This window comes from Paraflavitalea speifideaquila (assembly GCF_032395985.1).
Taxonomy (GTDB): Bacteria; Bacteroidota; Bacteroidia; order Chitinophagales; family Chitinophagaceae; genus Paraflavitalea; species Paraflavitalea speifideaquila.
Genome location: NZ_CP135920.1, coordinates 1,202,410 through 1,229,074, shown reverse-complemented (window position 1 = coordinate 1,229,074; position 26,665 = coordinate 1,202,410). Strand labels below are relative to the sequence as shown.

Sequence of the window (26,665 nt, the reverse complement as noted above, 5' to 3'; positions counted from 1 at the left end):
TAGGAAAAGTCTGCAAAGACCGAAAGACGGAAAGTCCGAAAGCTTGTTTCCGGTAAAATAACACTTATGAACGGCAATAAAAAAGCCCGGAAGAAAACGGCTTACCTGCCTGTCTTTCTTCCGGACCTTCAACTTTCCGTGTTCCGGTCTCGATGGATTATAAGGTAATATTCTCTTTCAGCAGCCTGCCTTCGCTATTAAATAGCAGGTTCTTTTTTTGCAGGTCGCTTTTTACAGCCAGTACCCGGTATTGGGTTTTATTGTCGGGCAGGTCGATCTTGGTAACACCTCCCACCTTCCATTCGGCCCATTTGCTTTTATTGAATCCATCTTTTACATCTGCCGGCAAGCCGCTTTCACCAACTGCTTCTTCGGTATACTGCCATACTGCTTTATTGTTGAAACGGGCTTCATAGTGGTGACCATCATGATCAAATGCCGCTACAAATCCGGATAATTTATCTTTCCATGCTACATTGGAAGCCGAAGGGTATTTACTCTTGAAGGCTTCGGTAACGCTGGCTGGCACACTGCGTACTTGTGCTAATACGTTATTGGTCAATACCAAAGACAATACGATTAACAGTGAGGGGATTATTCTTTTCATACAGAACTATATTTTAGGATGGTTATACAAATATCAATCCTGGCTGTGGTAAGGAAAACTTAAATCCTGGAACGGGCAGCCGGCATTTACGACTCATATCCAGCAACGACCATTACTATTTCGCCTTTTACTTCTTTCTGCTTAAAGTGTTCACATACTTCCTGTAGGGTGCCACGGGCATTCTCTTCATAGAGCTTGGTCAACTCCCGGCTTACACTGCACAAGCGTTCTGCACCAAAATACTGGATCATATCCTCCAGGGTTTTCACCAACCGGTGAGGCGACTCATAGAAGACCATGGTACGTTCTTCTTCGGCCAGTTTTTAAACATGGTTTGCCTGCCTTTTTCTGGGGCAGGAAACCTTCAAAGACAAAACGGTTGGCGGGCAATCCACTGTTCACCAGGGCCGGAACAAAGGCTGTAGCGCCGGGCAGGCACTCTACCTTCACGCCAACCTTCACACATTCACGTACCAATAAAAACCAGGATCCGAAATACCGGGGTACCGGCATCAGATACCAGGGCGATGGTTTTGCCTTCCATCAACTGGTTTACCAGGTGCTGCAAAACCAAGTGCTCATTATGCTGGTGAAAGGGCGATAAAGGCCGTATCACCTGGTAATGATTCAATAATTTAATGGTAGTACGTGTATCCTCAGCCAGTATCAGGTCAACCTTCTTCAACACCTCCAATGCACGCAGGGTTATATCCTGCAGGTTGCCGATGGGTGTGGGAACGATATAGAGCATTAATTTGATAATTTGAGAATGAGGAAATTTGAAAATGCTTTACTTTCAATGGGCTTCCCACCAGCAACTTGCTGTTTTGGCAGCACTTCTTCCAGGTCTTCCATTTTCAAATTGTCAAATTATCACATTCGCTAATTAACAGATACTTCAAAGTATTCCATTACCGGGTTGGCCAGTAGTTTTTAGATGCTTCTTCAGCAATCTTTTTGGCTTCTTCGGGCGTATTGGCCTCAACCTGCAAAGTGATGTTTTTCCAACACGAACATCCTGCACTTTATTCAATCCCAGGTTTTGTAATCCGCCCATCACGGCTTTTCCTTGTGGATCCAGTAATTCTTTCAGCGGCATTACGGTAACCTGAACATTATACGTCATGTGGTTTTATTTTTGAAGGCCAAAGATACAATGATATAGAGAATAAATACGACTGGAACCGCCAGCCACTTCAATAAAATGGCACCCAATACGGCTCCCAGCAGCAAAATAATTTTGGGCAGATTGCTTTTCAGTGAAAAGTCTTTGAATTTTAAAGCCAGTAAAGGAATATTACTCACCATCAGGTAACTAACTATTACAATAATGGCATATAATACCCATTTATTGGCGAGTAATAGGTTAACAGATGATTGGTTACCATAGAAATAAATCAAAGGCAGGGAGGCTATCAACAAACCGGCTGCCGGGGTAGGCACGCCTTTAAAGCCATATTGCTGACTGGTATCGATATTAAACTTGGCCAGGCGATAGGCTGCCGCACAGGGTACAATAAAAGCAGGCAGTATCCAGCCAATGCTGATATCCAAACCATCGGGTTGCTGGGCATAAGAAAGGCGCAGGAATTGGTACAATATCAAACCAGGCGCTACACCAAAACTTACTACATCGGCCAGTGAATCCAGTTGTTTACCCATTTCGAAGTAGCCTTGAAAAGCCGGGCTACAAAACCATCCAGAAAATCAACCACTGCACTCAAACCAATGAATATGGAAGCCAGGGCCAGCTGTTCGGGAAACCGGACAAAGTATTCGCCCTGTTCATCAATAGCATGGTCAATACCATTTTGAAGAGTGAATACAATAGCACAGCAACCAAAAAATAAATTCAGTAACGTAAAAAGATTAGGGATCTGTTTCATTTAATTGGAGTGTTGGGAAATTTGAGAATTTGAAAATGTGATAATTTGAAAATGCCTCTGCCTAGCGCTATTCTATTCCATTTTCAAATTTTAAAATTAGCATATTAACACATTAGCAAATTGGTTATTTATTTCTTCATTATTGCTTCTATCTCTTCCACCGTGATCGGTATTTTAGCCATCAGGTCTTTATTACCGGTTTTGGTCAACCACACATTGTTCTCTATCCGGATGCCCATTTGTTCTTCCTCAATATAAATACCCGGTTCAATGGTAAATACCATACCGGCCGTTACCGGTTCGGTACGCGTGCCCAGGTCATGCACATCAATACCCAGGTGATGGGATATACCATGATACAAGTATTTTCGGTATGCCTGGTTATTCTTGTCTGCATTCTTCAGATCACCCTTACTTAGCAATCCCAGTTTCAGAAATACTTTATTGGCTTCCGCTCCTACCTTGTCGGTATAAGTGGCGATGGTAATACCTGGTTTCAAAATGCTTTTGGCATAATTGTGCAGGTGCAGGCAGCCGTTATATACTTCTTTTTGCCTTTTAGAAAACTTCCCATTCACGGGTATTGTTCGGGTAAGATCGGCACAATAACCACCATATTCAGCGCCAAAATCCATTAAGATCAATTCTCCATCCAGGCAAGCCTGGTTATTTTCAACATAATGCAGCGTGCGGGCCCGATCGCCACTGGCTACAATACTGTTGTACGACGGCCTGGTAGCTCTTTGGGAAATGAAACTATGGATAATTTCCGCTTCAATTTCATATTCCATCACCCCAGGCTTCACAACCTTTAATAAACGTAAAAAAGCGTTGTGTGTTATGTCCATGGCCTGTTGCAAAACAACTACTTCCTGGGGTGTTTTAACAGCCCGCAGGTCCTTCATGATCCGGGCGCTGCGTTTATATTGGTGCAGGGGATATCGTTGCTTCATGGCCTCGGCATAGCGGTAATCGCGTACTGCCACCAGGTTGGCCTTGCGGTCATTCTCATTACTATTGAGGTAAATATTATCGGCCAGGTGTATCCAGGGTTGTAAGATGCCTTCCAGGCTATCCAGCCAGATCACTGTGGATATACCCGATATTTTCCGGCCTTCTTCGGCCCTTAGCCTTTTTCCATCCCATTTTTCCTTCAACTCATTAGGGCGTACCAAAACCAGCACTTCCCTGAAAGCCGGGTCGGGATTGTCGGGGAAAAGGATCACCATACTTTCTTCCTGATCTATTCCACAAAGCCAGTACAGGTCGGCATTCTGTTTAAATGTGTAAGTAGCATCGCCATTGGCAGGCAATTCGTCGTTGCTATTAAAGATGGCAATACTGTTTTTTCCATCCTGTTGGCAAAGCGCTTCCGGTTTTGTACAAAGATGGTTGGATCAAGCGGCAAGTATTTCATGAGGTAAAAATAACCAATGAACGGATAAACGGGTGAATTCCAGTGTTTTTTAAAACCGGAGGCTGGAAGTCGGGAAGTCCGGAAGACGGGAAGACTGAAAGTCCGAAAGCCCGGAAGCCCCGATAGCTATCGGGAGGAAAGTTTGGGGTCTGACCGTTTACCCCGCCCTCGTTGCCTTGTTGCCTCGTTGCCTCCTTGCCTTTTTGTCTGATTCCCCCGTTGCCTTGATCTCCATCAAGCCAATCTGCCAGCAGGTCAAAAACGGTCAATGGGTTGATAAGTTTTAACTAAAAATTCCTCTTTTTAGGAATGATTCAGTGAAACCAGCTTATTGTTGAACATATATAAAAACTAACATTTGTTAGCGATATAATCATCAATGAATGCGTTATCCTATTGAATGATATTCAATTTTTGAGCCTTTTGGGGCTTTGCATTAGATTTTATTAAATTCTACCTTTACCGCCTAATCTATAAAGTCGCTTGTTATGTCATTACCAACCATCTCTATGCCCATTGATCAAATGACCCGTCTTGGGTTCCGACAGAACCTCACGCTGCATTATCAGTTGACCCCTGAAGAACTGGTACAAGATACCCTCCGTGTGAAGGAAGGTGTATTAAATGATACCGGCGCCCTGGTTATCCGCACCGGTGAGTTTACCGGCCGCAGCCCCAAGGACAAGTTCACGGTGAAGGATGAAATAACAGCCAATACAGTACATTGGAATGAGTTTAACCTACCCCTGGAAGAGAAGTACTTCCACATCATCCACAAGAAGATCGTGGAATACCTCAACACCAAGGAGGAACTGTGGGTACGCGACGGGTATGCCTGCGCCGATCCCCGTTACCGTACCAATATCAGGGTAGTGAATGAACAGCCGGCCATCAATCTCTTTGCGTATAATATGTTCCTGCGTCCTACAGAGGAACAATTGGAAACCTTTGCCCCCGACTGGCATATTCTGTCGGCCCCCGGCTTAAAGTTGGACCCTACCGAGTGTGGTACCCGTCAACACAATGCTTCCGTGATCAGCTTTAAACACCGCACCATCCTGATTGCAGGTTCTGGTTATACCGGCGAAACCAAGAAAGGCATCTTTACCATTTTGAATTATATCCTACCCCAGGAAAAAGGGGTATTGAGCATGCACTGTTCGGCCAATATGGGCAAGGATGGCGATACCGCTTTATTCTTTGGCCTAAGTGGTACTGGTAAAACCACCTTGAGCGCCGATCCGCAACGTTTGCTGATCGGTGATGATGAGCATGGCTGGACCAATAACGGCATCTTCAATTTTGAAGGTGGTTGCTACGCTAAATGTATTGACCTGAGTGAAGAAAAAGAACCCGAGATCTACCATGCCATCCGTCCCGGCGCCCTGGTAGAAAATACCCTGTTCCATCCCGGCACCACCCGGATCAATTTTTCGGATAAGACTATTACTGAAAATACCAGGGTATCCTACCCATTGGATTTCATCAGCAATGCACAAGAACCTTCGGTAGGTAATATACCCGCCAATATCTTTTTCCTGACCTGCGACGCCTATGGGGTACTGCCTCCTATTTCCAGGCTTACCCCGGCCCAGGCCATGTACCAGTTCATTTCGGGTTATACGGCCAAGGTAGCAGGTACAGAAGCGGGTGTAACCGAACCCAAGTCGACCTTCAGCGCTTGCTTTGGCGCTCCTTTCCTACCCCTGCACCCGGGCAGGTATGCCGCTATGCTGGGCGAAAAGTTGCGTAAGCATGAAGTGAAAGTGTGGATGATCAATACCGGCTGGACAGGCGGCGCTTATGGCACCGGCAACCGTATGAAACTGGCGTATACCCGCGCTATGATCACCGCAGCCCTGGAAGGCGACCTGAACCAGGTGGAATACAGCAACCACCCCATATTTGGTATGGCGGTGCCCCAAAGCTGCCCCCAGGTACCTGCCGAACTATTGAATCCCCGGAATACCTGGGCCGACAAAAACGCTTACGATACAGCAGCCTGTAACCTGGCACAGCAGTTTATCAAGAACTTTGAAAAATATGCTGCCGGCGTACAAGCTGAAATCCTGGAAGCAGCGCCTGTCATTTAACAGGTGTCTTTCTATAACACTTTGCTAATCCCTGCCAAACGAAACGAGTACTGACGGGTTTTAGCCTGGCCTCAAACGATTTTTGCTATAAGAACTCTATCCCATCAACCGGATAGAGTTTTTTTATGCAACTTTATGATATCGTTTGAAGAATTTCACCAAACTTTGCCTGCGTATCGCAAGCGTACTATGATCACACATCTTTTCACCTTCCTGCTGGCTGCCCTCACGGGCATCGAACAAGCCAGTCTTATCAATTGGTCTGCCTCACGGAAACTTACCTGGGACGATTTTAAGGCCCCGCCCGACCCTGCCTCCACCAATGCGGCCCTTACCAGCAGCTCTATCAATGTAGAATTTGGCTACGACGAAGAAGAATTACAATACACCATCAAATGCCGCTTTGATAAACATAAATCCTGGGTACGTATTCGCAACCAGGTGATCCTGTTGCATGAGCAAGGGCATTTTGATATTGCCGAATTGCATGCCCGCAAGCTCAACCAGGCATTGAAGACCTATCGCTTTAATGCCAAATCGGTGAATGATGATGTGAACAGGATCTATGACAGTGTGATGGTCCTGCACCATACGGCCCAAAGTGAATATGATAAGGAGACTGATTTTTCCCGCAAGAAAGAAAAGCAGGATCTATGGCTGAAGAAATTGGCCGATAACCTGGATGGGTTAAAAGTGTTTGCTAACTACGGCACTCCAATGCCTACTCACCAATAAGAAAGATAACCGGTTCTTTTTTATAGCAGTTTTTCGCATATAACTATCCCAATCCTGCCGGTTGGTGCCTGCTTCAATTTCCACTGCCTTAAATACAGGATCCCAAACTTCAGCCGGCTTCTTCTTCACCACCTTTTGGGCAATAGCACCGGTTACCGTGCTACATAAGATCAACGATAAAAATAAACGAAGTGTTTGCATAGGCGATACAATTGATGCCTATAAGAAGATGCAACAACACCTTATTTCCATAAAATGCCATTAAGGAACCAGGGAATCCTTCAACATGGGCATTTGCTGGTGAAAGAGGGTATTGAATAGCACCCTGAACTGGTTCACATTGGTCATGCCATCGTACCAGCCTGCATAATTACCGTCTGGCAGGTATACGGCATTCAGGTTGTGATAAACAAGTTCCCGGCTCTTTCGTATGGCACCCCGGAAACCGTGATCACTCATCAATAATATCGCCGCCTTTCCGTTCGTATGCTCTTTTAATGTGCGGATAAAACGCATGATCCGCTTATTCGTATAAATCAAATATTGTAGATAATCCTGATCCGCTTCTTCCAGGGTAATGCCCTTCCGCAATGCATAGGGAACCGTACGCCGGCCTGTGCTATCCGTTAAATAAGGGTTGTGGGGCATCATTAAGTGCACGTAATGAAATCCGGGTTGGGAGCCTTTGTGAACGGCATCATCCAGCACACGGTTCATCATCTTTTCATTGACGTTGAAATAGTCATCTTCTATTTTACGTACCCAGGAATGCATCAGCCCCATATGAGCGATACGGTTGAGCAGATCCGGTTCCAGCCGGCTCCACATCGTTTCGCTGGAGAGCAGATTGAGGTCGTTTGCCAGCAGGAAAGTAGTATATCCGCGGGCCTTTTGCTTCAGATCAAAAGGGGAATAATTATTAATAGAGTAGCCGAGGTTGCTAAAATAATTACATACCGCATTACTTTTGATATTGCCCACCGCCAGTTTGTAAGCATCGCGGTTTCGTCCATGAATATTATCTATGTCAAGATAATCCATTCCCAATACGGACGACATGGAATAGATGGTATACGGATAGTTACTGCGCGTTTGTTTCAATAGATGAAAACCTTCCTGCTGTAATGAATCGTCAAACAGTTGATTGTTGTGTTTGAAATAACTCAACTGGGCTGCGCTTCCCATATATTCATCCAGCAAGATCAGAAAAACAGGCGGTTTTGAACAGGTATCGCAAACCGGCAACGCTGCCTTCGTCAAAGCAGGGGGATACCAGGCAGGTGGCGCCAATTCATTTTTTAGGATAGTGCCAACATCCACCAATACATATACCCACAACAGAACGTTGATAAATAAAAGGGGCCTGTTCAACGGCCGGGAGGTTTTACGGAGCAGTATTAAAACAATGACCAGTGTAATAAAACAAACAGGCGCCAATATTTTTCGTTGGGAGAATCCGGCAAAAGGGAGGTGCCGGCCAGCACATCCTGAAAAGCGCCAAAGAAAAGGAGCATAATGAAAAACAGCGAAGTAAAAATGCCCGCTTTCCGCTGGCTCCTGAATAGTTTTGTACTCAGCCAATACAACAATAGGCCACCTGCTATGAGCCCGGTCAGCAGCCACAATAAATTGTCAAAAGAAATAATGGGACCACATTCAGCGTATCCATGAAGACCAAAAAACAAAATTACTCCTATGAAATGCCAGTTCGTGAGCAACAGTTTTTTCAGGCGTTCCTGTACCATGATGATGCTTTAAAACAAACCGTACAGTTGGGAATCGATCTTGCGAATGATCTCACCCAGGTGCTCTTCATTTTCGGGGAACTTATTCTTGTCGATGTCTATCACCAACAAGGGACCTTCTTTGTAGTTATCGATCCATTTATTGTAGAAGTCATTGAGTCGCTTGAGGTAATCCAGCCGAATATTCTCTTCATATTCCCGCCCTCTTTTTTGTATCTGGGCCACCAGGGTGGGTACAGAAGCTTTGAGATATATGAGTAAGTCGGGCGGTTGTACCATCGACTTCAGGGTTTCAAAAAACAGGAAATAGTTATCAAAGTCCCGCTTGCTCATCAGGCCCATTTCATGCAGGTTGGGTGCAAAGATGTGTGCATCCTCATAAATGGTCCTGTCCTGCACTACTGTTTCTGTACCACGGTGTATATCCAGTAATTGATTGAGACGGCTGTTGAGAAAGTAGATCTGGAGGTTGAAGCTCCAGCGGGGCATGTCCTCATAAAAATCAAACAGGTAAGGATTATGGTCAACATCTTCAAACTGAGGGATCCAGCGATAATGCTTGCTCAGCAGTTCTGTAAGGGTAGTTTTTCCAGCGCCAATATTTCCTGCTACAGCTATATGCTTGGGTTTTTGCTTTTTGCCATCGTTATTAGTTCATAGAATCAGATCCCTGTTTCCTGGATAGCGACCCAAGAATTATGGACCAAAAATTTAAGGTAATTAATTCTTTTGGTTTTGGTTTACAAAACAGGGGTTTTTAATAATAATTCAGCCCCATCGCTGTACGCACCAGTTCCATGGTAGCCTTGGCGCTGGCACTTGCCTTATCGGCGCCTTTCTCCATGACTTCTTTCAGGTACTTTTCGTCATTACGAATGGCTTCGGCCTTCTCACGTATGGGCGCAATGAAGTTCACCATATCTTCTCCCAACTGCTTTTTCATATCTCCGTAGCGGATGGTGCAATTGTTGTAATCCGCTTCAAACTTTTGGATCACCTCCTCTTTGCTCACCAGTTTCATCAGCAAAAAGATATTCTCGATATAATCGGGTTTTACAGAGTTGGATACCGTGGGGCCACTGTCGGTCTTTGCTTTCTTGACCTTATCCAGTATCTGTTTATCAGTATCAGACAGGTAAAGCGTAGCGTTCTGGTTTTCACTCTTGCTCATTTTGCCGGCGCCATCCAGACTGGGCACCTTGGTAAGCTGCTCGCCATAGTTGAAGGCAACGGGTTCGGGAAACACCTCACCATACCGATGGTTAAAGCGGTTTACATAGGTACGCGCCATTTCCAGGTGTTGCTCCTGGTCCTTGCCTACCGGCACCAATGTTGCGCGGTGCAGGATGATATCTGCAGCCTGTAATACCGGGTAGGTTAACAGCCCTGCATTGATATTATCTGGTTGCAGTTTGGCCTTATCTTTAAAGGTGGTGGTTTTTTCCAACTCCCCTTTATAGGCCAGCATATTGAGGTAGAGGTACAGCTCGGAGGTTTCATATACGTGGCTCTGGCAGTAAAGAGCTCCCTTGTCGGGGTCCAGGCCACAGGCGATGTATTCGGCCAGTACCCGCTGTATATTGGACTTCAGTTCTTTGGTATCCGGATGGGTAGTAAGGGCGTGTAAATCGGCCAGCATAAAAAAGCAGGTATATTCTTCCTGCATCCGCACAAAATTGCGCAAGGCGCCAAAATAATTCCCCAGGTGTAAAAAGCCGGTGGGCCTAATGCCACTCATAACAATCTGTTGCTGATCACGCTGTTCCATAGGGCGCGAAGATAGGAAGTTTGAAGCTTTTAGCCTTTGGGGCTGCAAAGTCTCCTATAAACTGTTATTTTTGTTTGGTATGGAAGTCAATGACGCTTTAGTGGAAAACCTGGCCAACCTGGCCCGTTTGCAGTTCAATGAAAGGGAAAAACAAATAATTAAGAATGACCTGCAACGAATGATCCATTTTGTCGACAAACTCAATGAACTGGATACAGCCGGCGTGGCCCCCTGCTACACATGACAGATAATGAGCATGTATTGCGGGAAGATACAGTGCAGGGATCTGTTTCCAGGGAAGAAGGAGTTAAAAATGCGCCTGATACAGATGGCATATTTTTTAAAGTACCCAAGGTGATCCGGAAAACGGAAGCCTGAGTACGTATCAACCAAAAACATTTATGAAGTCTATTATTCACCTCGAAGAGATCCGTAAGAGCTATTTCATGGGAAGGCAGGAAGTACGCGTACTGAAAGGTATCAACCTGGAGATCCTGAAAAACGAGTATGTAGCCCTGATGGGGCCTTCCGGGTCGGGTAAGAGTACACTCATGAATATTTTAGGTTGCCTGGATACGCCTACTGCCGGGAAATATATCCTGAATGGCCAGGATGTAAGTAAGATGCTGGATGATTCCCTGGCCGAGGTACGCAATTCAGAGATAGGCTTCGTATTCCAGCAGTTCAATCTGCTTCCCAGGCTTACTGCCTTAGAAAATGTGGCCTTGCCCCTGGTCTATGCGGGTGTTCTAAAAACGCCGTACCGAAATGGCCATGGATGTGATCCAAAAAGTAGGGCTGGAAGATAGAAGCCACCACAAACCCAATGAACTGTCGGGTGGTCAAAACCAGCGGGTAGCTATTGCCCGGGCCCTGGTAAACAGCCCCTCCATAATATTGGCCGATGAGCCTACCGGTAACCTTGATACCAAAACATCCATAGAGATCATGGAGATCTTTGGGAAGATCCAGCAAAGCGGTAATACCGTAGTACTGGTAACCCATGAAGAAGATATTGCCAACCATGCCCATCGCATTGTACGTTTACGCGATGGCGTAATTGAAAGCGATAAACGCAAAACGGATCAATTGGTTACTGCTTAGCACAACGTCCTTAGCTACGAGCTCCGAGCAGCGAGCTACGAGCAAAAAGCAACTCCGCAACAAAAGGCTCGCAGCTCGAAGCTCACAGCTCGCGGCTATAAAATCGTCAAATATGGCCTTCAAGATCTATACAAAAACCGGCGACAAAGGAAATACCTCCCTTATTGGCGGCACCAAAGTGCCTAAATCACACCTGCGCATAGAAGCTTATGGCACGGTTGATGAGTTGAATTCCTATATAGGCTTATGCCGCGATCTGATCATGGACAATACGGGCAGGGTGGTACTGCAGGAAGTACAGGATCGCCTGTTCACCATTGGATCGGCCCTGGCCTGCGATCCGGTGAAGGAGCCCAAAATGCGTATTCCCGATCTGAAGGATACCGATATTCAATACCTGGAAAAAGAGATCGACCGGATGACGGAGGCGCTGCCGCCCATGAAGCATTTTATACTGCCCGGCGGTCATGAAACCGTGTCGCAATTGCATATCGCCCGCTGCGTATGCCGCCGCGCCGAACGCTGTTGTGTAAGATTGGAGTTAGAAGGACAAGAAGTAGAACCCATTATTCTTAAATACATCAATCGCCTTAGCGATTACCTCTTTGTATTGGCCCGTTTTATTGGCCAGCAACTGCAGGCACCAGAAATACCCTGGAAACCAAGGGTTTAATGTGGTAATTTGAGAACTAGTCAATTTGAAAATGCCTTTGCGAGGCAAAGTTGTGGCCCCACTCGAAGCAGCCGTGTATTCCATTACCACATTTTCAAATGCTTAAATTAGCACATTATCAAACTAGCATTTTTCCGTCTTTCATATGCAGTATCCGGTCGCTCATTTTCGCCAACTCTTCATTGTGCGTAACGATCAGGAAAGTTTGATTGAACTGCTTGCGCAGGTCGAAGAATAGCTGATGCAATTCCCGGGCATTGGCCGAATCCAGGTTTCCTGTAGGTTCATCAGCAAATACAATTTTGGGGTTATTGATCAGGGCGCGAGCCACGGCTACGCGCTGCTGCTCACCGCCCGACAAAGCATTGGGCTTATTTTCGAGCCGGCTTCCCAATCCCAGCATTTCCAGCAGGTGTACCGCTCTTTCGGCCACCTCTTTTTTTCCGGTTGCCCGCCATCCATCCTGGAATGCAGACATTCTCTACCGCTGTAAATTCGGGTAGCAGGTGATGGAATTGGAATACAAACCCAATATGCCGGTTGCGGAAAGCCGCCACCTGCTTATCATTAAGGAAGTTGATTTTCTGGCCATTGATCGTTACCTCCCCCTTGGAGGGATGATCAAGTGTACCTAAAATATGGAGTAAAGTGCTCTTTCCCGAGCCCGAAGGGCCCACAATACTGGCTATTTCCCCCTGTTGAATGGTCAGGTCTACCCCCTTCAGTACCCACAGCTGATCGTAATATTTTTGTATGTTGGTGGCCGTTAACATCTATTGCAAATTGTAAAAGAAAGCGTCAAGATACTACAAACCATCGGCTTCCGGCCGGCCCAATGGAGGGGGTATTTTTTAAGAAAATGTTATTCCCGCTTTTCAAAGATTGATTTGGTTTTTCCCTAAGAAGGTTACTTTTGCGAAAAAATTGCCGGGTACTGTAGCGCCTGCCGGAAAAAGAAATCCAGCTCCAGGCAACTCTCCCGGGATCATAATTGTTAGGTTTTGCTGGCCTGGTGAACGGGCAGTTTCCTGATAAAAAATTAAAACGGCCAACTCATGTTTTGGACACTAGAATTAGCATCATATCTTGAAGACGCACCCTGGCCTGCTACCAAGGACGAATTGATCGACTACGCTATCCGTAGTGGCGCACCCATTGAAGTAGTAGAAAACCTCCAGGAGTTGGAAGATGAAGGAGAGATCTATGAAGGTATTGAGGATATCTGGCCCGACTATCCCAGCCAGGATGACTTCTTCTTTAATGAAGACGAATATTAATACCCGATCAAACTTATTTATAAAGCGGACTTCAGCAGTTCGCTTTTTTATTCTGTATTAGAGAGGTGACACTTTTTGTCCACGCGGCAAAAGAAAGGTGTCTCCTCTTTTTTTAAACACAAAAAGCAAAGGGTGAGCCGACTGCAAAAGGCGACGCACCCTTTGCTTTTTAATACAATCCAACAAAAAGAGAATGGTGGGTCAACCCTTGCAGGATGGCTTACTATTCTCTTTTTAGCTTTTACTTACTTTACCCGCTCGCCTCCGGCGAGTGAGGATATTTACAAACCTCCGGCTTGAGGCTGTGGGCCAGAGGCCCACCAGTACCGTCACCAGCGAGACGCTGGCGACTACCAACAAGCTGGCGACTATCGATTAGTAATTATTTCTCCATCTGATCAATCACAGCTTGTGTAACGCCTGTGAAAGAGAATCCGCCATCATGGAAAAGGTTCTGCATAGTTACCATCTTTGTAAGATCACTAAACAGGGTAACGCAATAGTTAGCACAGTCATCAGCACTGGCATTACCCAATGGGCTCATCTTTTCGGCATAGGTCAAAAATCCATCAAAGCCCTTTACCCCGCTACCAGCGGTTGTTTTTACCGGTGATTGAGATACGGTATTAATCCTTACTTTTTACGAATGCCATAATGATACCCAAAGTTGCGCGCTACTGCTTCCAGCAGAGCTTTGGCATCGGCCATTTCATTGTAATCGGGGAATACACGTTGCGCAGCGATATAGGTAAGTCCCACCACGCTGGCATGCTCATTCAAGGCATCCATATCCCAGGCAGTGCGTAATACGCGGTGCAATGACATAGAAGATATATCCAATGTCTTTTGATTCCAGTTATAATCGATCTCTGTATAATGTTTGCCCTTGCGCACATTCATGCCCATGGCCACAGAATGTAAGATAAAATCAATACCACCACCAAAATGATTCATGGCACCTTCAAACAACTTCTTCAGGTCATCCATATTGGTTACATCGGCAGGGATTACAGGCGCCTTGGTTGTTTCGGCCAGTTTATTGATCTCTCCCATACGCATGGCAACCGGTGCATTGGTCAGTACCAGTTGAGCACCTTCTTCATGGCAACGCAAAGCAGTTCTCCAGGCAATGGATTTTTCGTCAAGGGCCCCAAATATGATCCCTTTTTTTCCTTTCAGCAGGTTGTACGACATAGCAGGCTTATAGTTTATTGTTTTTATTATGGTTGAGGCGTAAAAATAGGAATAATTGACAATTAAAACTCAGCTCAACCATTCATATACCCTTACCAGCGCCAATATTCCCAGCAATACAATACCGAGGTTAACAGCAATCAATAAGAAGGAAAACAAGAGTAAAGCTGGCAGGTTACGGCTGCTGATGATCTTTTCATTGAAATAGTGGTACACCCTATAGCCTATCAGGAAAACGATGCCAATCAGCAGGGGAAACAGCAATAATTTAAGGATAGGTAGCATAAGAACCCATTAAGAAGGAAATACAAATTTCACCAATACGATAATCACAATACTGGTATATAGTACGGCTGCTGCCAGGCAGATAATAATATGGGCCAGCAGCCTGGCTACCGACTCCTTTGGTCTGATCAATTGCAGCAGGTATTTATTGGTATACCAGGCCGGCAATACAGCGAATACCAGGAAAAGCAATAAGCCAAATAAATTGGTCAGTATAGGGTGCATTTGCATTAATTCATCACCATTTCACGGGCATTTTCCAGGGCCGCGGCTGTAGGCTTCTCTCCACTGAGCATTTTGGCAATGGCCGTGATCCTTTCTTCCTGAGACAGTAATTTGATATTGGTTTTGATCGTATCGCCTTTGATCTGTTTGTACACGAAGAAATGGAAATCGGCCTTGCCCGCAATCTGCGGCTGGTGGGTGATGCTGATGAGCTGCCTTTTTTTGGCCAGGTCCTTCATAATAATACCTACCTGTTTGGCTGCTTCGCCAGAAATACCTGTATCAATCTCATCAAAGATGAGGGTACCCAGGTCGAGCGATTGTGCTACCAGCGATTTAATGCACAGCATTAACCGGCTCAACTCGCCACCTGAAGCCACTTTACGGATGGGCTCAAACCGGTTGCTTTTATTGGCATCGAACAAAAATTCAATGGTATCCAATCCATGCGCCTGTAATGTTTCGCCTTGTTGCGCCTCTACCTGCAAGCGGGCATTGGGCATACCTACCTGCGCCAGCAACTTATTTACTTTATCCTGTAATGGCTTTATTTGTTTTACCCGATTGGCCGATATGGTCTTAGCCACCGCCAGCGCATCCTGTTGTAATTGCTGCACCGCCTTTTCTTTACTTTGTATAGCTTCATCAATGTTCAATACCGCCTGCAGTTTTTCTTCCAGGGATGCTTTAATGGCCAGTAGTTCGGCAGTTGTTTTTACAGCATGTTTTTGAGCAGCTTATAGCCAGCCGCCATGCGGTCATTCAATTGCTCTATGCGCTGAGGATCGTATTGTACATGGTCATTAATACGCTCTACTTCGTCGGCTATATCCTGTAACTCTATCTGTGCTGATAGTAATCTTTGCAATAAAGCCGGCAGGTCGGTATGAAAACCGGTATAGGCCTGCAACTGGTTGCACAGTGATTTAAGTTGTTGCACCATGGGCTGCTCACCTTCCTGCAATTCATAAGCTATTTTGGTCAATGCTCCTTTAATACCTTCTGAATTGCTGAGTAGTTTCAGGGTAACTTCTGTTTCCTCCAATTCATTTTCTTTCAAGGCTACTTCTTCCAGTTCATCAAACTGGAACTTATTGTAATCATATTCCTTCGTAAACTGGTTCTTCTGTTGCAACAGTTCATCCAATTCCTGGCGACCGTGTACCCACTGCATAAATAGCCCACGGTATTGCTGTAATAAACTGGCATGACCCGCCAGGGCATCCAATACATCCCGTTGGAAATCCGAAGCTCCCAGGTCGAGTGTATCGAACTGACGGTGCAGATCTACCAACAGTGAACTTAACTGGCGTAATTGTTCCAGATTCACGGGTGTATCATTAACAAAGGCCCTTGATTTACCATTGGCGGCTATTTCCCGGCGTATCACCAATTCCTCTTCTGGATCCAGGTCATATTCCTTCAGAAAGGCTTTTATTTCCTTTTGTCCATTGGTTTCAAAAGTACCTTCTGCCACGCTTTTCTTAGCGCGGTCCAATAGTACGGAAGAATCGGCCCGGTCGCCCAGGATCAGCGACAAAGCACCCATGAGGATGGATTTACCAGCACCTGTTTCACCGGTAATAATATTCAGTTTAGCCGAGAAGTCGATTTCGATCTCGTCAATGATAGCGTAGTTCTGAATAAAAAGTTTCTTTAGCATAGGGAGTCAACGATTCGGCAAATTAGCTAATCCGGGAGTAATTCTATAAAGATGTTATCCTCATTGGAAAACTAGCTGTGAGCTTTGAGCTACGAGCTGCGAGCCCCTTGCGTCGCAACCTTTTGCTACGAACCTTGCAGCAAAGCCGGCTGTTTTAAAGCTCACAGCTCGAAGCTCGTGGCTCGAAGCTATTCTTTGCATCTCCCGATGGCAGCTTTTGCCCGCTGGTCGAGTGAGTTCTTAAAATCGTGGTCTTTCATGCTGATGCACTTCTCAAACCAGGCGATGGCCGTTGCTTTGTCTTTTCGTTCTTCACAGATGAAGCCGATATGCAGTGCAGCCCGGGCGGCAAAATATTCTTTGCGCTTTTCGCCCAGCGCAATGGCTTCTTTATAACAAACGATGGCCTCTTCATCGGCCCCCAGGTCATCATACAGGCGGCCTACCCGGTAAGCAAATTCCAGGCGTTCTTCAATGACCGGAAAATCGTTCACTGTTTTTCCATGCAGTAAATGCAGGGCTTCCCGATGGTAGCCCCCATCATTCAGCAACCTTGCCTGCAACAATAAACGATTGGGCCAGCGGGTGACTTTTCCTTCCTTTTGCGCCAACTTATCAGCGTCCGTATCCGTATTACCTCTTTGCCCAATTTCTTTGCGGTACCAATCTGCTTTGGCCAGATCATTTTGCAGGTAATAATGCCAGCTTAGTTTCAGCAATACATCCTTTACATAAAACTTCCCTTTGAATTGGCGGATAAAATTTTCAAAGTAGATAGCAGCATCCGGCTCCAGGTGGTGCAATTTGGCATAGCCCATCTCAAGGTCCCACACCGGTGTAACCAGGTATGCCGCCGATGGGCTCCTGGCTTCCAGTACCTGCTTTGCTTTTTCGGCTTGCTGATTATTCAGACTAAGGTTGGCAGCCAGGTAGGTAAACAGGTGATTGTTTATTACATCCAATTGCTGGCCGGCAATGAATGCTGCTACTCCTTTTTTATCGTTATTGAGGTAAAATTGCAGGTAACAATAATAAAATACGGCTTCCTCATGCAGCAATTGCGTCCATTCATCTTTACCATCCAGGAACTGCTTTACCCGGTCCATGCCCTCTTTCATATTGCCTTTCATGCCCAATAGGTTACTCAGCCATTTATACCCATCTGGTATAGTAGCGGTTACCATTTGCATGGCGCCATAATAAAGCTGGTTGGGTGAAAAAGAAGGCCAGGTTTTCATATTCTCTTTTGCCTGCAGAAAAGAACGCCTGAATGCCCATCCTGCATCCCAACGCTCGCCAAACTTAATACGGATGGCCGCCCACTGAAAATGCAAGACCGATTTGGTATAGAGATAAAATGGCGACTCCTTTGGACCCTCATTCATCAGGTCAAGCCGTTCCTCCAGGTGGTCGATCCGCGCTTTGTATTCAGCCGGATCTTCATTAAAGAATAGTGTAAAGAAATCAATATAGTTTTCAAGAAAATAAGGAATGAGGTTATTGGGGTGCCGGGCTTTTTCTGCATTCAATAAACGCTGCCCATTCTCCAGTTTCAGTTGAACTATTTCCTTATAAGCCTGCCGGCAGGCCGTATTGAAGTCGAAAGTCTTTTGCGCCACGGCGGTATATACCGGCACGATTAAGAGCAATAGGATATGACAGCATAGCCGGTAGTTCATAGATACTGCAATATAATGAAAGGTGAGACGTGAGCGGTGAAACGTGAGAGGCGGGAAAATAAAAAAGGCGCTCATTCCTGAACGCCTTTTCAATATTATAAGACATATTGTACTACTTCACTTCTACACTGTCAAACAGGTCACGGTCAACCAGGATACGACCACAGTTTTCGCAAACGATGATCTTTTGCGTTGGCGGATCTCGCTCTGACGCTGAGGAGGGATGGCATTGAAGCAACCACCACAGGCATCACGTTCTACCGGTACAACAGAAAGACCATTGCGGTAGTTTTTGCGGATGCGGTCATAAGAATTCAACAAACGCTCTTCTACCTTTTCACGGGCATCGGCCGACAGTTTATTGAAATGTGTTTCTTCTTTTTCAGTAGAAGCGATGATCTTTTCCAGTTCACCTTTCTTGGTATTCAATACCCCTTCTTTAGCGGCGATATTCTTTTGGCTTTGTCCAGGATCACTACTTTCTCTGCAATTTCTTCATTGGCATCGCGGATATGTTTTTCAGCCAGCTTCATTTCCAGCTGCTGCATTTCGATCTCTTTGTTGATCGCTTCAAACTCGCGGCTGTTCTTTACATTCTCGCTTTGCTTTTCGTATTTCTTGATCAGGGCTTCGGCATCCTTGATCAGGTTCTTCTTGGTATTGATGAACTCCTGGATACCGTTGATCTCTTCTTCAATACGTGTTTGGCGGGCATGTAACCCCTGTATTTCATCTTCCAGGTCACTCACTTCCATCGGCAGCTCACCTTTCAAAACCTGGATCTCATCAATTTTAGATTCAATTTTTTTGAGGGAAACCAATGAGGATAATTTCTCCTCAACAGAATACTCTTTTACGTTAGCCATATATGCTTTATGGTTTTTTATTTGCAGATACGTACCCAAATTGCTTTGGCCAGATCAGACGAAGTAACGTACCGGATTGGTTTTCACTTCGCTTTTAGGACGGCAAAGGTAGTAAATTTTTCCTGCAAAATAGTAATCAACAGGTCGGTGGTAAACTGTTCACTTTCAAAATGGCCAATATCGGCAATTACCATCCGGTCATTGGCATCAAAAACTCATGGTATTTCATGTCGGCTGTGATGTAAAAATCGGCCCCGGCAGCTAAAGCCCTGAAACCAATAAACTACCAGCTCCACCGCAGAGCGCTACTTTTCTTACCGGCTTGTCAGTCAAGGGAGTATGGCGAATGACGGCCAGGTCAAATTGCTTTTTAATCAGGGCCAGGAACTCTTTTCCCTCCATCAGGTCGGGCAATTCGCCCAGCAGGCCGGCGCCGATACCCGGATGGGCATTGGCCAGCTCAACCACATCATAAGCCACTTCTTCATAAGGATGTACGGCAATCAGGGCCTTTACAAGGGCCGATTGCAACCAGGCCGGAAAAATGGCTTCCACCTTCACTTCTTTCTCTTCATGCCGGGTTCCTGGTTGTCCTACAAAGGGGTTGGTGCCTTCCCCGCCCTTAAAAGTACCGGATCCTTCCACCCCAAAGCTACATTCACTGTACTGGCCAATATGGCCCCCGCCGGCAGCAAACAAAGCTGCCCGTACCTGCTCGACATGGGCAAGGGGTACAAAGGTGAAGAGCTTTTTGAGGGTAGCCGATTTAGGGGCCAGGATGCTCCTTTTTCCAATCCCAGTCTGTCGGCCATTTTTCCATTCACTCCGGCCAGTACATGGTCCAGGTTGGTATGTATGGCATAAATAGCGATATCGTGTTTGATGGCCGCTATCACCGCTTTTTCAACATAATTCTTTCCATTGATCTTCTTCAACCCTCCAAAAATGATGGGATGGTGGGCCACCACCATATTACAGTTACGGGTTACTGCTTCCAGGATCACTGCTTCGGTAGCATCGAGGGTACATAGTACCCCGGTACACTCCCAGGCGGCATCGCCGGTAAGCAGTCCGGCATTGTCATAACCTTCCTGTAAAGAGGGCGGCGCAATGGATTCCAGGTGGGCTATAATGGCGGCTATATGCATGATAAAGAGGCTTTAAAGTGGGCAGATAAGTCAGGTACCTACTACCCGATCACAACAATTGCCCAAAGATAAACATTGAGCCAGGCAGTGCGTCAAATCGCCGTAATATTCATACCCGGCCAGCCCCTCGAAATGGACTGATTCATGTTTAACCCATTTATAAGCTGCAGCTAACTCGTAGATAAACTGTAGATAAGCCGTACTTTATAAGGACAGCTTATCTACGGCTTATGTACAGCTTATATACAGCTTATATACGACTTATCCCCTAATAAGGGGAGAACATGACAGGTATTGGACCCCAATGGGGTCACCAAGAGGGATGAGCTGATCTAAAAGAAGGGATCAGGGGTTGGTAAAACCGCCATTAACGAATGAACAGCCTCTTAAAACAACATTTTCGCCTAAAAACAGCTATAGCCAGGGGTTCTAAACTATCAATTGAGGGTTTAAAATAGAGTTTTGATGTATAATTTAAAACCTACGTGGATAAAATATGCGTATAGGTTTTAAGTTAAGGTCATGTCGAGCTGTTATGTTATTTTTGATTAATATGCAATCCGGCTTAAACATGCTTTCGTATAGTTTTATGCGTTCTGCTGCCGGATAAGACCTTCAACCTCACTCCTTTTTGGTATTTATTCCTGTGTTTGATCCCCCTTGATTTAATGACCTGTTAGAATTTGTTTGTGTAACCAAACTGTGACTTCATGCCCAGGATCTTCCCTGCTGAAATGATGCAGGACTCAGCCTATTCCTGGCTGCCCAAAGTGCAGCCCAAAAGCCAGATCATCTATACTATCGTAGCGGGTGCGGTGGTGGCTGCCCTGATTGTAGCCATCTTTATTAAAGTAGATGTTTCGGTCAATGTGCCTGGTATTATCAGGCCGCTTTCGGAAAAATCAGAATTGCATAGTCTTACCAGCGCCAATATTGCCAAAGTATGGGTGAAGGAGGGGGAGCATGTAAAAGAAGGGCAACTACTGCTTAGCCTTCAGCAGGATGTAACCAATAATAAACTGGACCAGGCGGGTTTTGAGCTTTCGCAGCGGGAAACGCATATGCACGACCTGGCATTACTGGCCAAAGGGGCCGGCCCATCACGCCTGTATTCCAACCTTTACAAACAGCAATACCTGGGTTTCCAGGCCAACCTGGCCGAGAAGCGTTCGATATTGGACAAGCTGAAATCGGATTACCAGATGTACAGTAAGTTGTTTGACGAAAAGGTGATAGCAAAAAAAAGAATTCCTGGAAAAGAAATATGCCTATGAGCAATCCAGGGCATCTTACCAGGCGGCAATAGCTTCACAAAATAGTCAGTGGCAGCAAGAACTGGAGCGCCTGCGCCTGGAGGCCAGGCACTGGCAGGCGGGGAAAAAGGAATTACAACGGGAAAAGGACATGCTGGAGATCAGGGCTCCCGTAAGCGGCACCATACAGCAATTCAGTGGCCGGTATGCAGGAGGTAGTGTGCAGGCCGGTGAACTGATCGGTTATATATCGCCCGATTCGGGCATGCTGGCCGAAGTATATGTATCACCGCAGGACATTGGCTATATCTATGCCGGTATGCCGGTCAAAAGCCAGATAGATGCCTTCAATTACAACTCCTGGGGCATCCTTCCCGGTAAAGTACAATCCGTTGACAATGATTTCACGCTTGTCAATAATGCGCCTGTTTTTAAGGTTAAATGCCTGCTTGATAAAAACTATCTGCAACTTTCCAATGGTGTTAAGGGCAACCTCAAAAGGGATGACCCTGCAATGCCGTTTTATACTGGCCCGCCGGGGCTTATGCAGCTTTTGTATGAAAGGACCGATAAATGGCTCAACCCACATGCGGCGGCAGCAGCCAGTACCGGGAAGGCCCAATAATGCACTTCAATATCCAAACCGGCAATTTGCACCAATACCATGAAAAAGTCAATTAAAGTAAAACAGCATGATATTACCGATTGCGGAGCCGCCTGCCTGCAATCCGTTGCTGCTTTTTATAACCTGCAGCTACCCATCGCTGCCATCCGTCAATATGCAGGCACCGATACCAAGGGCACCAATGTACTGGGCCTTATTGAAGCGGCGCAAAAAATAGGCTTTGAGGCCAAAGGAGTAAAAGGGGGTTTTGAAGCGCTGTTTAATATGCCGGTACCCGCCATTGCGCATGTAGTGATCAATAAACGGTTGAGCCACTACGTGGTGATCTACAAAGTGACCAAGGATTTTATACAGGTAATGGATCCTGCGGATGGGGAAATACACCAACAAACGCACGATGCCTTTAAAGAGATATGGACCGGCGTTATTGTGTTGCTGATGCCCGCCGAGTCCTTTAAGGAAGGCAATGAAAAGATATCCCATCTCCGCCGCTTTTGGATCCTGTTGCGCCCGCATAAGGAAGTGACGCTGCAGATACTATTTGGCGCCGCGATCTATACGATATTAGGACTTGCCACTTCCCTGTATGTTCAAAACATCGTAGACCACGTATTGATCGGCGGCAATACCCGCCTTCTCAACATGATGGGTATTGTGATGTTGTTTATCCTGGTGATCCAGTTATTTATCGGCGGTTTTAAAAGTGTTTTTGCCTTGAAAACAGGACAACAAATTGACGCCCGGCTAATACTGGGTTATTATAAGCACCTGCTGAAATTACCACAGCAATTCTTTGATACGATGCGGGTGGGCGAGATAACTTCGCGTATTACGGATGCGGTAAAGATCCGGTCGTTCATCAATGAAACCGCCACCGGCCTGGTGGTCAATGTGTTCATTGTAGCTTTCTCCTTCCTTGTAATGTTCCTGTACCAATGGAAACTGGCGCTGTTGGTACTTACCATCATACCCATTTATATTTTACTGTATGCGCTAAGCAACCGGTTCAATAAAAATGGCAGCGTACGCTGATGGAAAACAATGCCGAACTAGGCAGCCAGTTGGTGGAATCATTGAATACCATCAGCACCATCAAGCGGTTTGGGCTGGAAGAACATGCCAATATGAAGACAGAGTCGAAGTTCATCCGGCTGCTGCAAACGATCTACAAAACCAGCATCTTCAATATTTATGCGGGCAATGTAGCCAGCTTTGCCACCAGTTTACTGGTGGTAGCCTTATTATGGACAGGGGCCTATATGGTGGTAAACCGTAATCTTAGTGCGGGTGAATTGCTTTCGTTCTATGCTTTGATCGGTTATTTCACCGGCCCTGCTATGAGTATTATAGGAGCCAATAAAAGTATGCAGGATGCGCTGATCGCTGCCGACCGGCTTTTTGAGATCATGGACCTGGAACAGGAAGACAGTACGCACAAGATAAAGCTTGCGCCGGGGGTTACGGGCGATATCATTTTTCAGGAAGTAGGTTTCCGCTATGGAACACGGGTGGAAGTATTCCGCCAGTTCAACCTTACCATACGGGGAGGCTGTATTACAGCTATTGTAGGAGAAAGCGGCAGTGGCAAATCGACCTTAATGTCTTTATTACAAAATATCTATCCATTGCGTGAAGGGCAGATCAGTATTGGGGGTAAGGATATCAAATACCTGGATATGGAGAGTTTGCGCCAGCGGGTAAGTGTGGTGCCCCAGCAGGTAGACCTGTTTGCGGGTACGGTATTGGAAAATATTGCGGTGGGTGATTTTGAGCCGGATATGCAGCGAGTACTTACTATTGCCACAGAACTGGGCATTGTTGAATTTGTAGAACAGCTGCCGGCAGGTTTCAATACCTGGCTGGGAGAACATGGCGCTACGCTTTCGGGCGGTCAACGGCAACGGCTGGCCATTGCCCGCGCGCTTTACCGGCAACCCGATATACTCATTATGGATGAGGCTACCTCTTCTCTCGACCCCATTGCCGACCAGTTGGTGCAGGCCACGATGCAAAAATGGAGAAAGGCGGGTAAAACGATCATCATCATTGCCCACCGGTTGAGTACGATCATAAAGGCCGATAAGATAGTAGTATTAAAGAATGGCCAGTTACATGAAGAAGGTTCGCATGAACAGTTATTGGCCAATAAGGCGATGTATGCCCGCTTGTGGGAGCGACACCAGGGTGTAATTGAAGTATTATGACCACCTGCCCAGTTAACCATTGTCATGGCTGATGAGTAGGATTGATCCAAATATATTCTGACATGAAAAACAAAGGCCGCCGGAAACGACATCAAGGGCCAATCCAAAAACCTGTTGAAATTATGCTACCGGAAACCAATTCAGCAACCGAATTGCTTGCCACCAAGATCAGGCTATTGCGGCGCAATAGGAGTACTCACAGGAGTACATGGCCGTGATGTTGCATATATCACAGAATGCGTATAGCCGACTGGAGACTGGCAAAACGCCCATGACCATCGACCGGTATTATGAAGTATGCCAGATACTTCAGATCAAACCTTCAGAATTATTGGATATGGTAGAAATGCCCAAGCCCAAGGCGGTCTGGCGTAGAAGTAGCTACTAGACCGCCAAGGGTGAGCTGTTAGTTATAGGGGACGCAAAAAGACATTAACCAGATTATTTAATACAGTTTTTACCCCACCAACTATACTGTGCACTGCGCTGGTTGCACCGTTGAACAATGGATCGACCACGGTGCCTATCAGGCCGAGTGGATCGTTCACAATGAGAATGGGCTGAAGAAGGTCGAGAAGACCGCCGCCATTGACGTTTTCTACTTCAGCTTCTGTTAAAGCTTCAAATTGATCAAAGTTGTTCATAAAAATGATTTTAAAAATGAAGGGACATTTTCCATCATAAAATTGTTGGCAATTCGTCTAAATACCTAACCACGTAATGATTAAATTATAGTCCCAGGTTGTAAGACTACCGCATAGCCTGGCTCTTTTATCCTACAAACAAGGGTATCCCTGGCTGGTAGCAGATCAAATCTACAGGTCGCTTATTGCTGTTATACAAGGAGGGGGCCGAATGTGTTATTATCAGTGCGTTGCCGAACTGCATAAAAAAGCCGGCATACGCCGGCCTTTAAGGCTTCAGAAAAGTTTGCACAATCCTGTTTGCCGTCACCGTCCAAGTGAATACGTTTTATTTCATCAGTCCTTATCAGGCCTTAGCCTGCTTAAATTATAACCAATGTGCGGGAATACAACGCCTTCCTGGATTAAGTGAGGTACCTGGTGTAGTACTTATACAGGCAGTTTGATACCAGCAATGAGTACGCCTAAACCTGTACCGATAGCGCCAATAGCGATACCAGTAAAGTTGAGGGTGCTGCCAGCACCAGCGCCAAGCAGTGTAAGGGCATTACCTGCACCAGTAGAAATACCACCTATTCCAGTCAGTGCATTACCGGCACCAGTGAAGAGGTTACCAAGACCATTAACCAAACCATCGAAGGTGCCACCGCCATTGATAGTTGCAACTTCGGTATCAGTTAATGCTTCAAATTGATCAAAGGTTCTCATAAAATAGTATTTATAAAATGAAGGAATGCTTGATGAGTTAAAATTGCTCTTTATCCACCTTTTTACCTAACCACTACGCGGTTAAATTATAGTCTCTGGTTGTAAAAGTGACGGGCATTCTATGGCATGATCGGCAACAGGATGAATCGATTATGCAGGGAAGGAGTAATACCGGTGTATCGTGCACCAGTAGCCGGGGCTAAAAAGATATCAACAATAATTTCCATCATGGGAATGGCGCCATTAGCATTCATTGACGCCTAAATGGCCCATAAACCGGTCCCATTGGACAAGAAAAAGGCTGGGGATTAGCCCAGCCTTTTTCTGACTATATATTCCCGACATCCTTATATAGGCAGATTTGGCAAATTCAATCCAAGGGAAGCCAGTAGGCCCTTAACAATATTGATCAGGCTTCCTAACAAGGGACCAACGATGGGAATACCATCAAAAATACCGCCGCCATTAATTGACATCATTTCTTTTTCCGTCAGTGGAGAAAACTGATTGTTTTTCATAATAATTGTGTTTTAAAGTGAAGAATAGATTTTGGAGGCCTAAAGTTGACAATTGCAGTTGGACTATCCTAACCCATAGGTGGTTAAATTAAACACAGAGGTTTTAAAAGATGGCGGCACATAAATTGTATAGATTTGTATTACCCAACCATAAAACACAAAAGATGCGCACTACCTGGCTAATCTTACTGGTAATGGTATTGGCTGGTGGTGCCATGTATTATATTGCCACCCGCAAAAGCCGGTTGCCCCTTTTGACACCATCAGCCTGCACAATACACCTGATAGTATTGGCAAAAAAATACGTGTATTTGTAGCTTTTAATCCCACTGAAATTACCTATCGGGA

At 45.7% G+C, this 26,665-nt stretch carries 40 protein-coding genes and 1 pseudogene; 13 read left to right on the top strand and 28 right to left on the bottom strand.

The genetic code is table 11. From position 1 onward, the window contains the following. Window positions 1-157 precede the first annotated feature (157 nt). The 8 genes from RS881_RS08655 to RS881_RS08620 all read right to left on the bottom strand — a co-directional run bounded on the left by RS881_RS08655 (window position 158) and on the right by RS881_RS08620 (window position 4,179). Window positions 158-607: a PepSY-like domain-containing protein gene (locus RS881_RS08655; protein WP_315820708.1), complete on the bottom strand. Its 450-nt coding sequence runs from the start codon at window positions 605-607 to the stop codon at window positions 158-160. Window positions 608-693: 86 nt separating this feature from the next. Further along, window positions 694-906, bottom strand: coding sequence for a hypothetical protein (locus RS881_RS08650; RefSeq protein WP_315820707.1), 213 nt, complete (start codon window positions 904-906; stop codon window positions 694-696). 167 nt (window positions 907-1,073) lie between these two features. Further along, the gene (locus RS881_RS08645) at window positions 1,074-1,358 is read right to left on the bottom strand and encodes an SAM-dependent methyltransferase (protein WP_315820706.1); all 285 of its coding nucleotides are present in this window, start codon (window positions 1,356-1,358) and stop codon (window positions 1,074-1,076) included. A 147-nt stretch (window positions 1,359-1,505) separates the two neighbouring features. After that, complete coding sequence (locus tag RS881_RS08640) at window positions 1,506-1,733, bottom strand: phosphoribosylformylglycinamidine synthase subunit PurS (RefSeq protein WP_315820705.1); 228 nt, start codon at window positions 1,731-1,733, stop codon at window positions 1,506-1,508. Next, entirely contained in the window at window positions 1,730-2,269 is a 540-nt protein-coding gene (locus RS881_RS08635; RefSeq protein ID WP_315820704.1) for a CDP-alcohol phosphatidyltransferase family protein, read from the bottom strand. The genes RS881_RS08640 and RS881_RS08635 overlap by 4 nt, the downstream gene beginning before the upstream one ends. Beyond that, window positions 2,236-2,493, bottom strand: a complete 258-nt coding sequence (locus tag RS881_RS08630) for a CDP-alcohol phosphatidyltransferase family protein (protein ID WP_315820703.1) — start codon at window positions 2,491-2,493, stop codon at window positions 2,236-2,238. The genes RS881_RS08635 and RS881_RS08630 overlap by 34 nt, the downstream gene beginning before the upstream one ends. A gap of 128 nt (window positions 2,494-2,621) precedes the next feature. Further along, a complete protein-coding gene (locus RS881_RS08625) occupies window positions 2,622-3,806 on the bottom strand; it encodes an aminopeptidase P family protein (protein WP_315820702.1) in 1,185 nt (394 codons plus the stop codon). Window positions 3,807-3,906: 100 nt separating this feature from the next. Beyond that, complete coding sequence (locus tag RS881_RS08620; RefSeq protein WP_315820701.1) at window positions 3,907-4,179, bottom strand: hypothetical protein; 273 nt, start codon at window positions 4,177-4,179, stop codon at window positions 3,907-3,909. Window positions 4,180-4,398: 219 nt separating this feature from the next. On the opposite strand from RS881_RS08620, the gene pckA reads away from it, so the two are divergent. Both pckA and RS881_RS08610 read left to right on the top strand, forming a co-directional pair. After that, window positions 4,399-6,003 carry a phosphoenolpyruvate carboxykinase (ATP) gene (pckA, locus tag RS881_RS08615; protein ID WP_315820700.1) on the top strand — a complete coding sequence of 535 codons (1,605 nt, stop codon included), beginning with the start codon at window positions 4,399-4,401 and terminating at the stop codon, window positions 6,001-6,003. Between the two features lie 189 nt (window positions 6,004-6,192). Further along, on the top strand, window positions 6,193-6,738 hold the full coding sequence (locus RS881_RS08610) for a DUF922 domain-containing protein (protein WP_315820699.1): 546 nt from the start codon (window positions 6,193-6,195) through the stop codon (window positions 6,736-6,738). A 261-nt stretch (window positions 6,739-6,999) separates the two neighbouring features. On the opposite strand, the gene RS881_RS08605 is transcribed toward RS881_RS08610, so the two are convergent. The 4 genes from RS881_RS08605 to trpS form a co-directional block, all read right to left on the bottom strand. Further along, complete coding sequence (locus RS881_RS08605; RefSeq protein WP_315820698.1) at window positions 7,000-8,109, bottom strand: sulfatase-like hydrolase/transferase; 1,110 nt, start codon at window positions 8,107-8,109, stop codon at window positions 7,000-7,002. Between the two features lie 26 nt (window positions 8,110-8,135). Continuing rightward, window positions 8,136-8,483: a hypothetical protein gene (locus tag RS881_RS08600; protein WP_315820697.1), complete on the bottom strand. Its 348-nt coding sequence runs from the start codon at window positions 8,481-8,483 to the stop codon at window positions 8,136-8,138. Window positions 8,484-8,492: 9 nt separating this feature from the next. Continuing rightward, window positions 8,493-9,050: a deoxynucleoside kinase gene (locus tag RS881_RS08595; RefSeq protein ID WP_315824404.1), complete on the bottom strand. Its 558-nt coding sequence runs from the start codon at window positions 9,048-9,050 to the stop codon at window positions 8,493-8,495. Window positions 9,051-9,240: 190 nt separating this feature from the next. After that, on the bottom strand, window positions 9,241-10,221 hold the full coding sequence (gene trpS, locus RS881_RS08590) for a tryptophan--tRNA ligase (RefSeq protein ID WP_315820696.1): 981 nt from the start codon (window positions 10,219-10,221) through the stop codon (window positions 9,241-9,243). Window positions 10,222-10,330: 109 nt separating this feature from the next. On the opposite strand from trpS, the pseudogene gatC reads away from it, so the two are divergent. The 4 genes and pseudogenes from gatC to RS881_RS08565 all read left to right on the top strand — a co-directional run bounded on the left by gatC (window position 10,331) and on the right by RS881_RS08565 (window position 12,028). Further along, window positions 10,331-10,629: pseudogene (gene gatC, locus RS881_RS59175) on the top strand (Asp-tRNA(Asn)/Glu-tRNA(Gln) amidotransferase subunit GatC). Window positions 10,630-10,652: 23 nt separating this feature from the next. Beyond that, window positions 10,653-11,060 (top strand): ABC transporter ATP-binding protein, encoded by a 408-nt coding sequence (locus RS881_RS61570; RefSeq protein ID WP_315820694.1) that lies wholly within the window; start codon window positions 10,653-10,655, stop codon window positions 11,058-11,060. Next, entirely contained in the window at window positions 11,026-11,355 is a 330-nt protein-coding gene (locus tag RS881_RS61565) for an ABC transporter ATP-binding protein (RefSeq protein WP_315820693.1), read from the top strand. Before RS881_RS61570 ends, RS881_RS61565 begins: the two co-directional genes overlap by 35 nt. Before the next feature lie 112 nt (window positions 11,356-11,467). Next, the gene (locus tag RS881_RS08565; protein WP_315820692.1) at window positions 11,468-12,028 is read left to right on the top strand and encodes a cob(I)yrinic acid a,c-diamide adenosyltransferase; all 561 of its coding nucleotides are present in this window, start codon (window positions 11,468-11,470) and stop codon (window positions 12,026-12,028) included. Window positions 12,029-12,146: 118 nt separating this feature from the next. Here the strand turns inward: RS881_RS08565 and RS881_RS08560 are convergent, their stop codons facing one another. Then, the gene (locus tag RS881_RS08560; protein ID WP_315820691.1) at window positions 12,147-12,431 is read right to left on the bottom strand and encodes an ABC transporter ATP-binding protein; all 285 of its coding nucleotides are present in this window, start codon (window positions 12,429-12,431) and stop codon (window positions 12,147-12,149) included. After that, the gene (locus RS881_RS08555; RefSeq protein WP_315820690.1) at window positions 12,400-12,801 is read right to left on the bottom strand and encodes an ABC transporter ATP-binding protein; all 402 of its coding nucleotides are present in this window, start codon (window positions 12,799-12,801) and stop codon (window positions 12,400-12,402) included. Before RS881_RS08555 ends, RS881_RS08560 begins: the two co-directional genes overlap by 32 nt. 282 nt (window positions 12,802-13,083) lie before the next feature. Between RS881_RS08555 and RS881_RS08550 the strand changes: the two genes are divergently transcribed. Then, on the top strand, window positions 13,084-13,305 hold the full coding sequence (locus RS881_RS08550; RefSeq protein WP_014221625.1) for a DUF2795 domain-containing protein: 222 nt from the start codon (window positions 13,084-13,086) through the stop codon (window positions 13,303-13,305). 382 nt (window positions 13,306-13,687) lie between these two features. On the opposite strand, the gene RS881_RS08545 is transcribed toward RS881_RS08550, so the two are convergent. The 11 genes from RS881_RS08545 to RS881_RS08495 all read right to left on the bottom strand — a co-directional run bounded on the left by RS881_RS08545 (window position 13,688) and on the right by RS881_RS08495 (window position 20,365). Continuing rightward, window positions 13,688-13,936 carry an SDR family oxidoreductase gene (locus RS881_RS08545; RefSeq protein WP_315824402.1) on the bottom strand — a complete coding sequence of 83 codons (249 nt, stop codon included), beginning with the start codon at window positions 13,934-13,936 and terminating at the stop codon, window positions 13,688-13,690. A 2-nt stretch (window positions 13,937-13,938) separates the two neighbouring features. Then, window positions 13,939-14,499, bottom strand: coding sequence for an enoyl-ACP reductase FabI (locus RS881_RS08540; RefSeq protein WP_315820689.1), 561 nt, complete (start codon window positions 14,497-14,499; stop codon window positions 13,939-13,941). A gap of 69 nt (window positions 14,500-14,568) precedes the next feature. Further along, a complete protein-coding gene (locus tag RS881_RS08535) occupies window positions 14,569-14,784 on the bottom strand; it encodes a hypothetical protein (RefSeq protein WP_315820688.1) in 216 nt (71 codons plus the stop codon). Window positions 14,785-14,793: 9 nt separating this feature from the next. Then, window positions 14,794-15,009, bottom strand: coding sequence for a hypothetical protein (locus tag RS881_RS08530; RefSeq protein ID WP_315820687.1), 216 nt, complete (start codon window positions 15,007-15,009; stop codon window positions 14,794-14,796). Between the two features lie 5 nt (window positions 15,010-15,014). Beyond that, complete coding sequence (locus RS881_RS08525; RefSeq protein WP_315820686.1) at window positions 15,015-15,665, bottom strand: DNA repair protein RecN; 651 nt, start codon at window positions 15,663-15,665, stop codon at window positions 15,015-15,017. Between the two features lie 59 nt (window positions 15,666-15,724). Then, window positions 15,725-16,672: an AAA family ATPase gene (locus tag RS881_RS08520; RefSeq protein ID WP_315820685.1), complete on the bottom strand. Its 948-nt coding sequence runs from the start codon at window positions 16,670-16,672 to the stop codon at window positions 15,725-15,727. Between the two features lie 188 nt (window positions 16,673-16,860). Further along, window positions 16,861-18,309, bottom strand: coding sequence for a hypothetical protein (locus RS881_RS08515; RefSeq protein ID WP_315820684.1), 1,449 nt, complete (start codon window positions 18,307-18,309; stop codon window positions 16,861-16,863). A 165-nt stretch (window positions 18,310-18,474) separates the two neighbouring features. Next, a complete protein-coding gene (locus RS881_RS08510) occupies window positions 18,475-18,780 on the bottom strand; it encodes a zinc ribbon domain-containing protein (protein WP_315820683.1) in 306 nt (101 codons plus the stop codon). Beyond that, window positions 18,777-19,217, bottom strand: a complete 441-nt coding sequence (locus tag RS881_RS08505) for a zinc ribbon domain-containing protein (protein WP_315820682.1) — start codon at window positions 19,215-19,217, stop codon at window positions 18,777-18,779. Before RS881_RS08505 ends, RS881_RS08510 begins: the two co-directional genes overlap by 4 nt. Before the next feature lie 261 nt (window positions 19,218-19,478). Further along, entirely contained in the window at window positions 19,479-19,862 is a 384-nt protein-coding gene (locus tag RS881_RS08500) for a Nif3-like dinuclear metal center hexameric protein (RefSeq protein WP_315820681.1), read from the bottom strand. Further along, on the bottom strand, window positions 19,811-20,365 hold the full coding sequence (locus RS881_RS08495; RefSeq protein ID WP_315820680.1) for a Nif3-like dinuclear metal center hexameric protein: 555 nt from the start codon (window positions 20,363-20,365) through the stop codon (window positions 19,811-19,813). The genes RS881_RS08500 and RS881_RS08495 overlap by 52 nt, the downstream gene beginning before the upstream one ends. A 710-nt stretch (window positions 20,366-21,075) precedes the next feature. Between RS881_RS08495 and RS881_RS08490 the strand changes: the two genes are divergently transcribed. From RS881_RS08490 to RS881_RS08470, 5 genes are all read left to right on the top strand, one after another. Further along, entirely contained in the window at window positions 21,076-21,639 is a 564-nt protein-coding gene (locus RS881_RS08490; protein ID WP_315820679.1) for an HlyD family secretion protein, read from the top strand. 130 nt (window positions 21,640-21,769) lie between these two features. After that, entirely contained in the window at window positions 21,770-22,243 is a 474-nt protein-coding gene (locus RS881_RS08485) for a beta-barrel domain-containing protein (protein ID WP_315820678.1), read from the top strand. 39 nt (window positions 22,244-22,282) lie between these two features. Continuing rightward, window positions 22,283-23,275, top strand: a complete 993-nt coding sequence (locus RS881_RS08480; protein WP_315820677.1) for a cysteine peptidase family C39 domain-containing protein — start codon at window positions 22,283-22,285, stop codon at window positions 23,273-23,275. Beyond that, window positions 23,275-24,447 (top strand): peptidase domain-containing ABC transporter, encoded by a 1,173-nt coding sequence (locus RS881_RS08475; protein ID WP_315820676.1) that lies wholly within the window; start codon window positions 23,275-23,277, stop codon window positions 24,445-24,447. Before RS881_RS08480 ends, RS881_RS08475 begins: the two co-directional genes overlap by 1 nt. Window positions 24,448-24,655: 208 nt before the next feature. Beyond that, window positions 24,656-24,835: a helix-turn-helix domain-containing protein gene (locus tag RS881_RS08470; protein WP_315820675.1), complete on the top strand. Its 180-nt coding sequence runs from the start codon at window positions 24,656-24,658 to the stop codon at window positions 24,833-24,835. A 22-nt stretch (window positions 24,836-24,857) separates the two neighbouring features. Here the strand turns inward: RS881_RS08470 and RS881_RS08465 are convergent, their stop codons facing one another. The 3 genes from RS881_RS08465 to RS881_RS08455 all read right to left on the bottom strand — a co-directional run bounded on the left by RS881_RS08465 (window position 24,858) and on the right by RS881_RS08455 (window position 26,317). Continuing rightward, entirely contained in the window at window positions 24,858-25,091 is a 234-nt protein-coding gene (locus RS881_RS08465) for a hypothetical protein (RefSeq protein ID WP_315820674.1), read from the bottom strand. Window positions 25,092-25,520: 429 nt separating this feature from the next. Continuing rightward, the gene (locus RS881_RS08460) at window positions 25,521-25,799 is read right to left on the bottom strand and encodes a hypothetical protein (protein WP_315820673.1); all 279 of its coding nucleotides are present in this window, start codon (window positions 25,797-25,799) and stop codon (window positions 25,521-25,523) included. 347 nt (window positions 25,800-26,146) lie between these two features. Further along, a complete protein-coding gene (locus RS881_RS08455) occupies window positions 26,147-26,317 on the bottom strand; it encodes a bacteriocin (RefSeq protein ID WP_315820672.1) in 171 nt (56 codons plus the stop codon). Between the two features lie 110 nt (window positions 26,318-26,427). On the opposite strand from RS881_RS08455, the gene RS881_RS08450 reads away from it, so the two are divergent. Further along, on the top strand, window positions 26,428-26,634 hold the full coding sequence (locus RS881_RS08450) for a hypothetical protein (RefSeq protein WP_315820671.1): 207 nt from the start codon (window positions 26,428-26,430) through the stop codon (window positions 26,632-26,634). The last annotated feature ends 31 nt before the right edge of the window (window positions 26,635-26,665 follow it).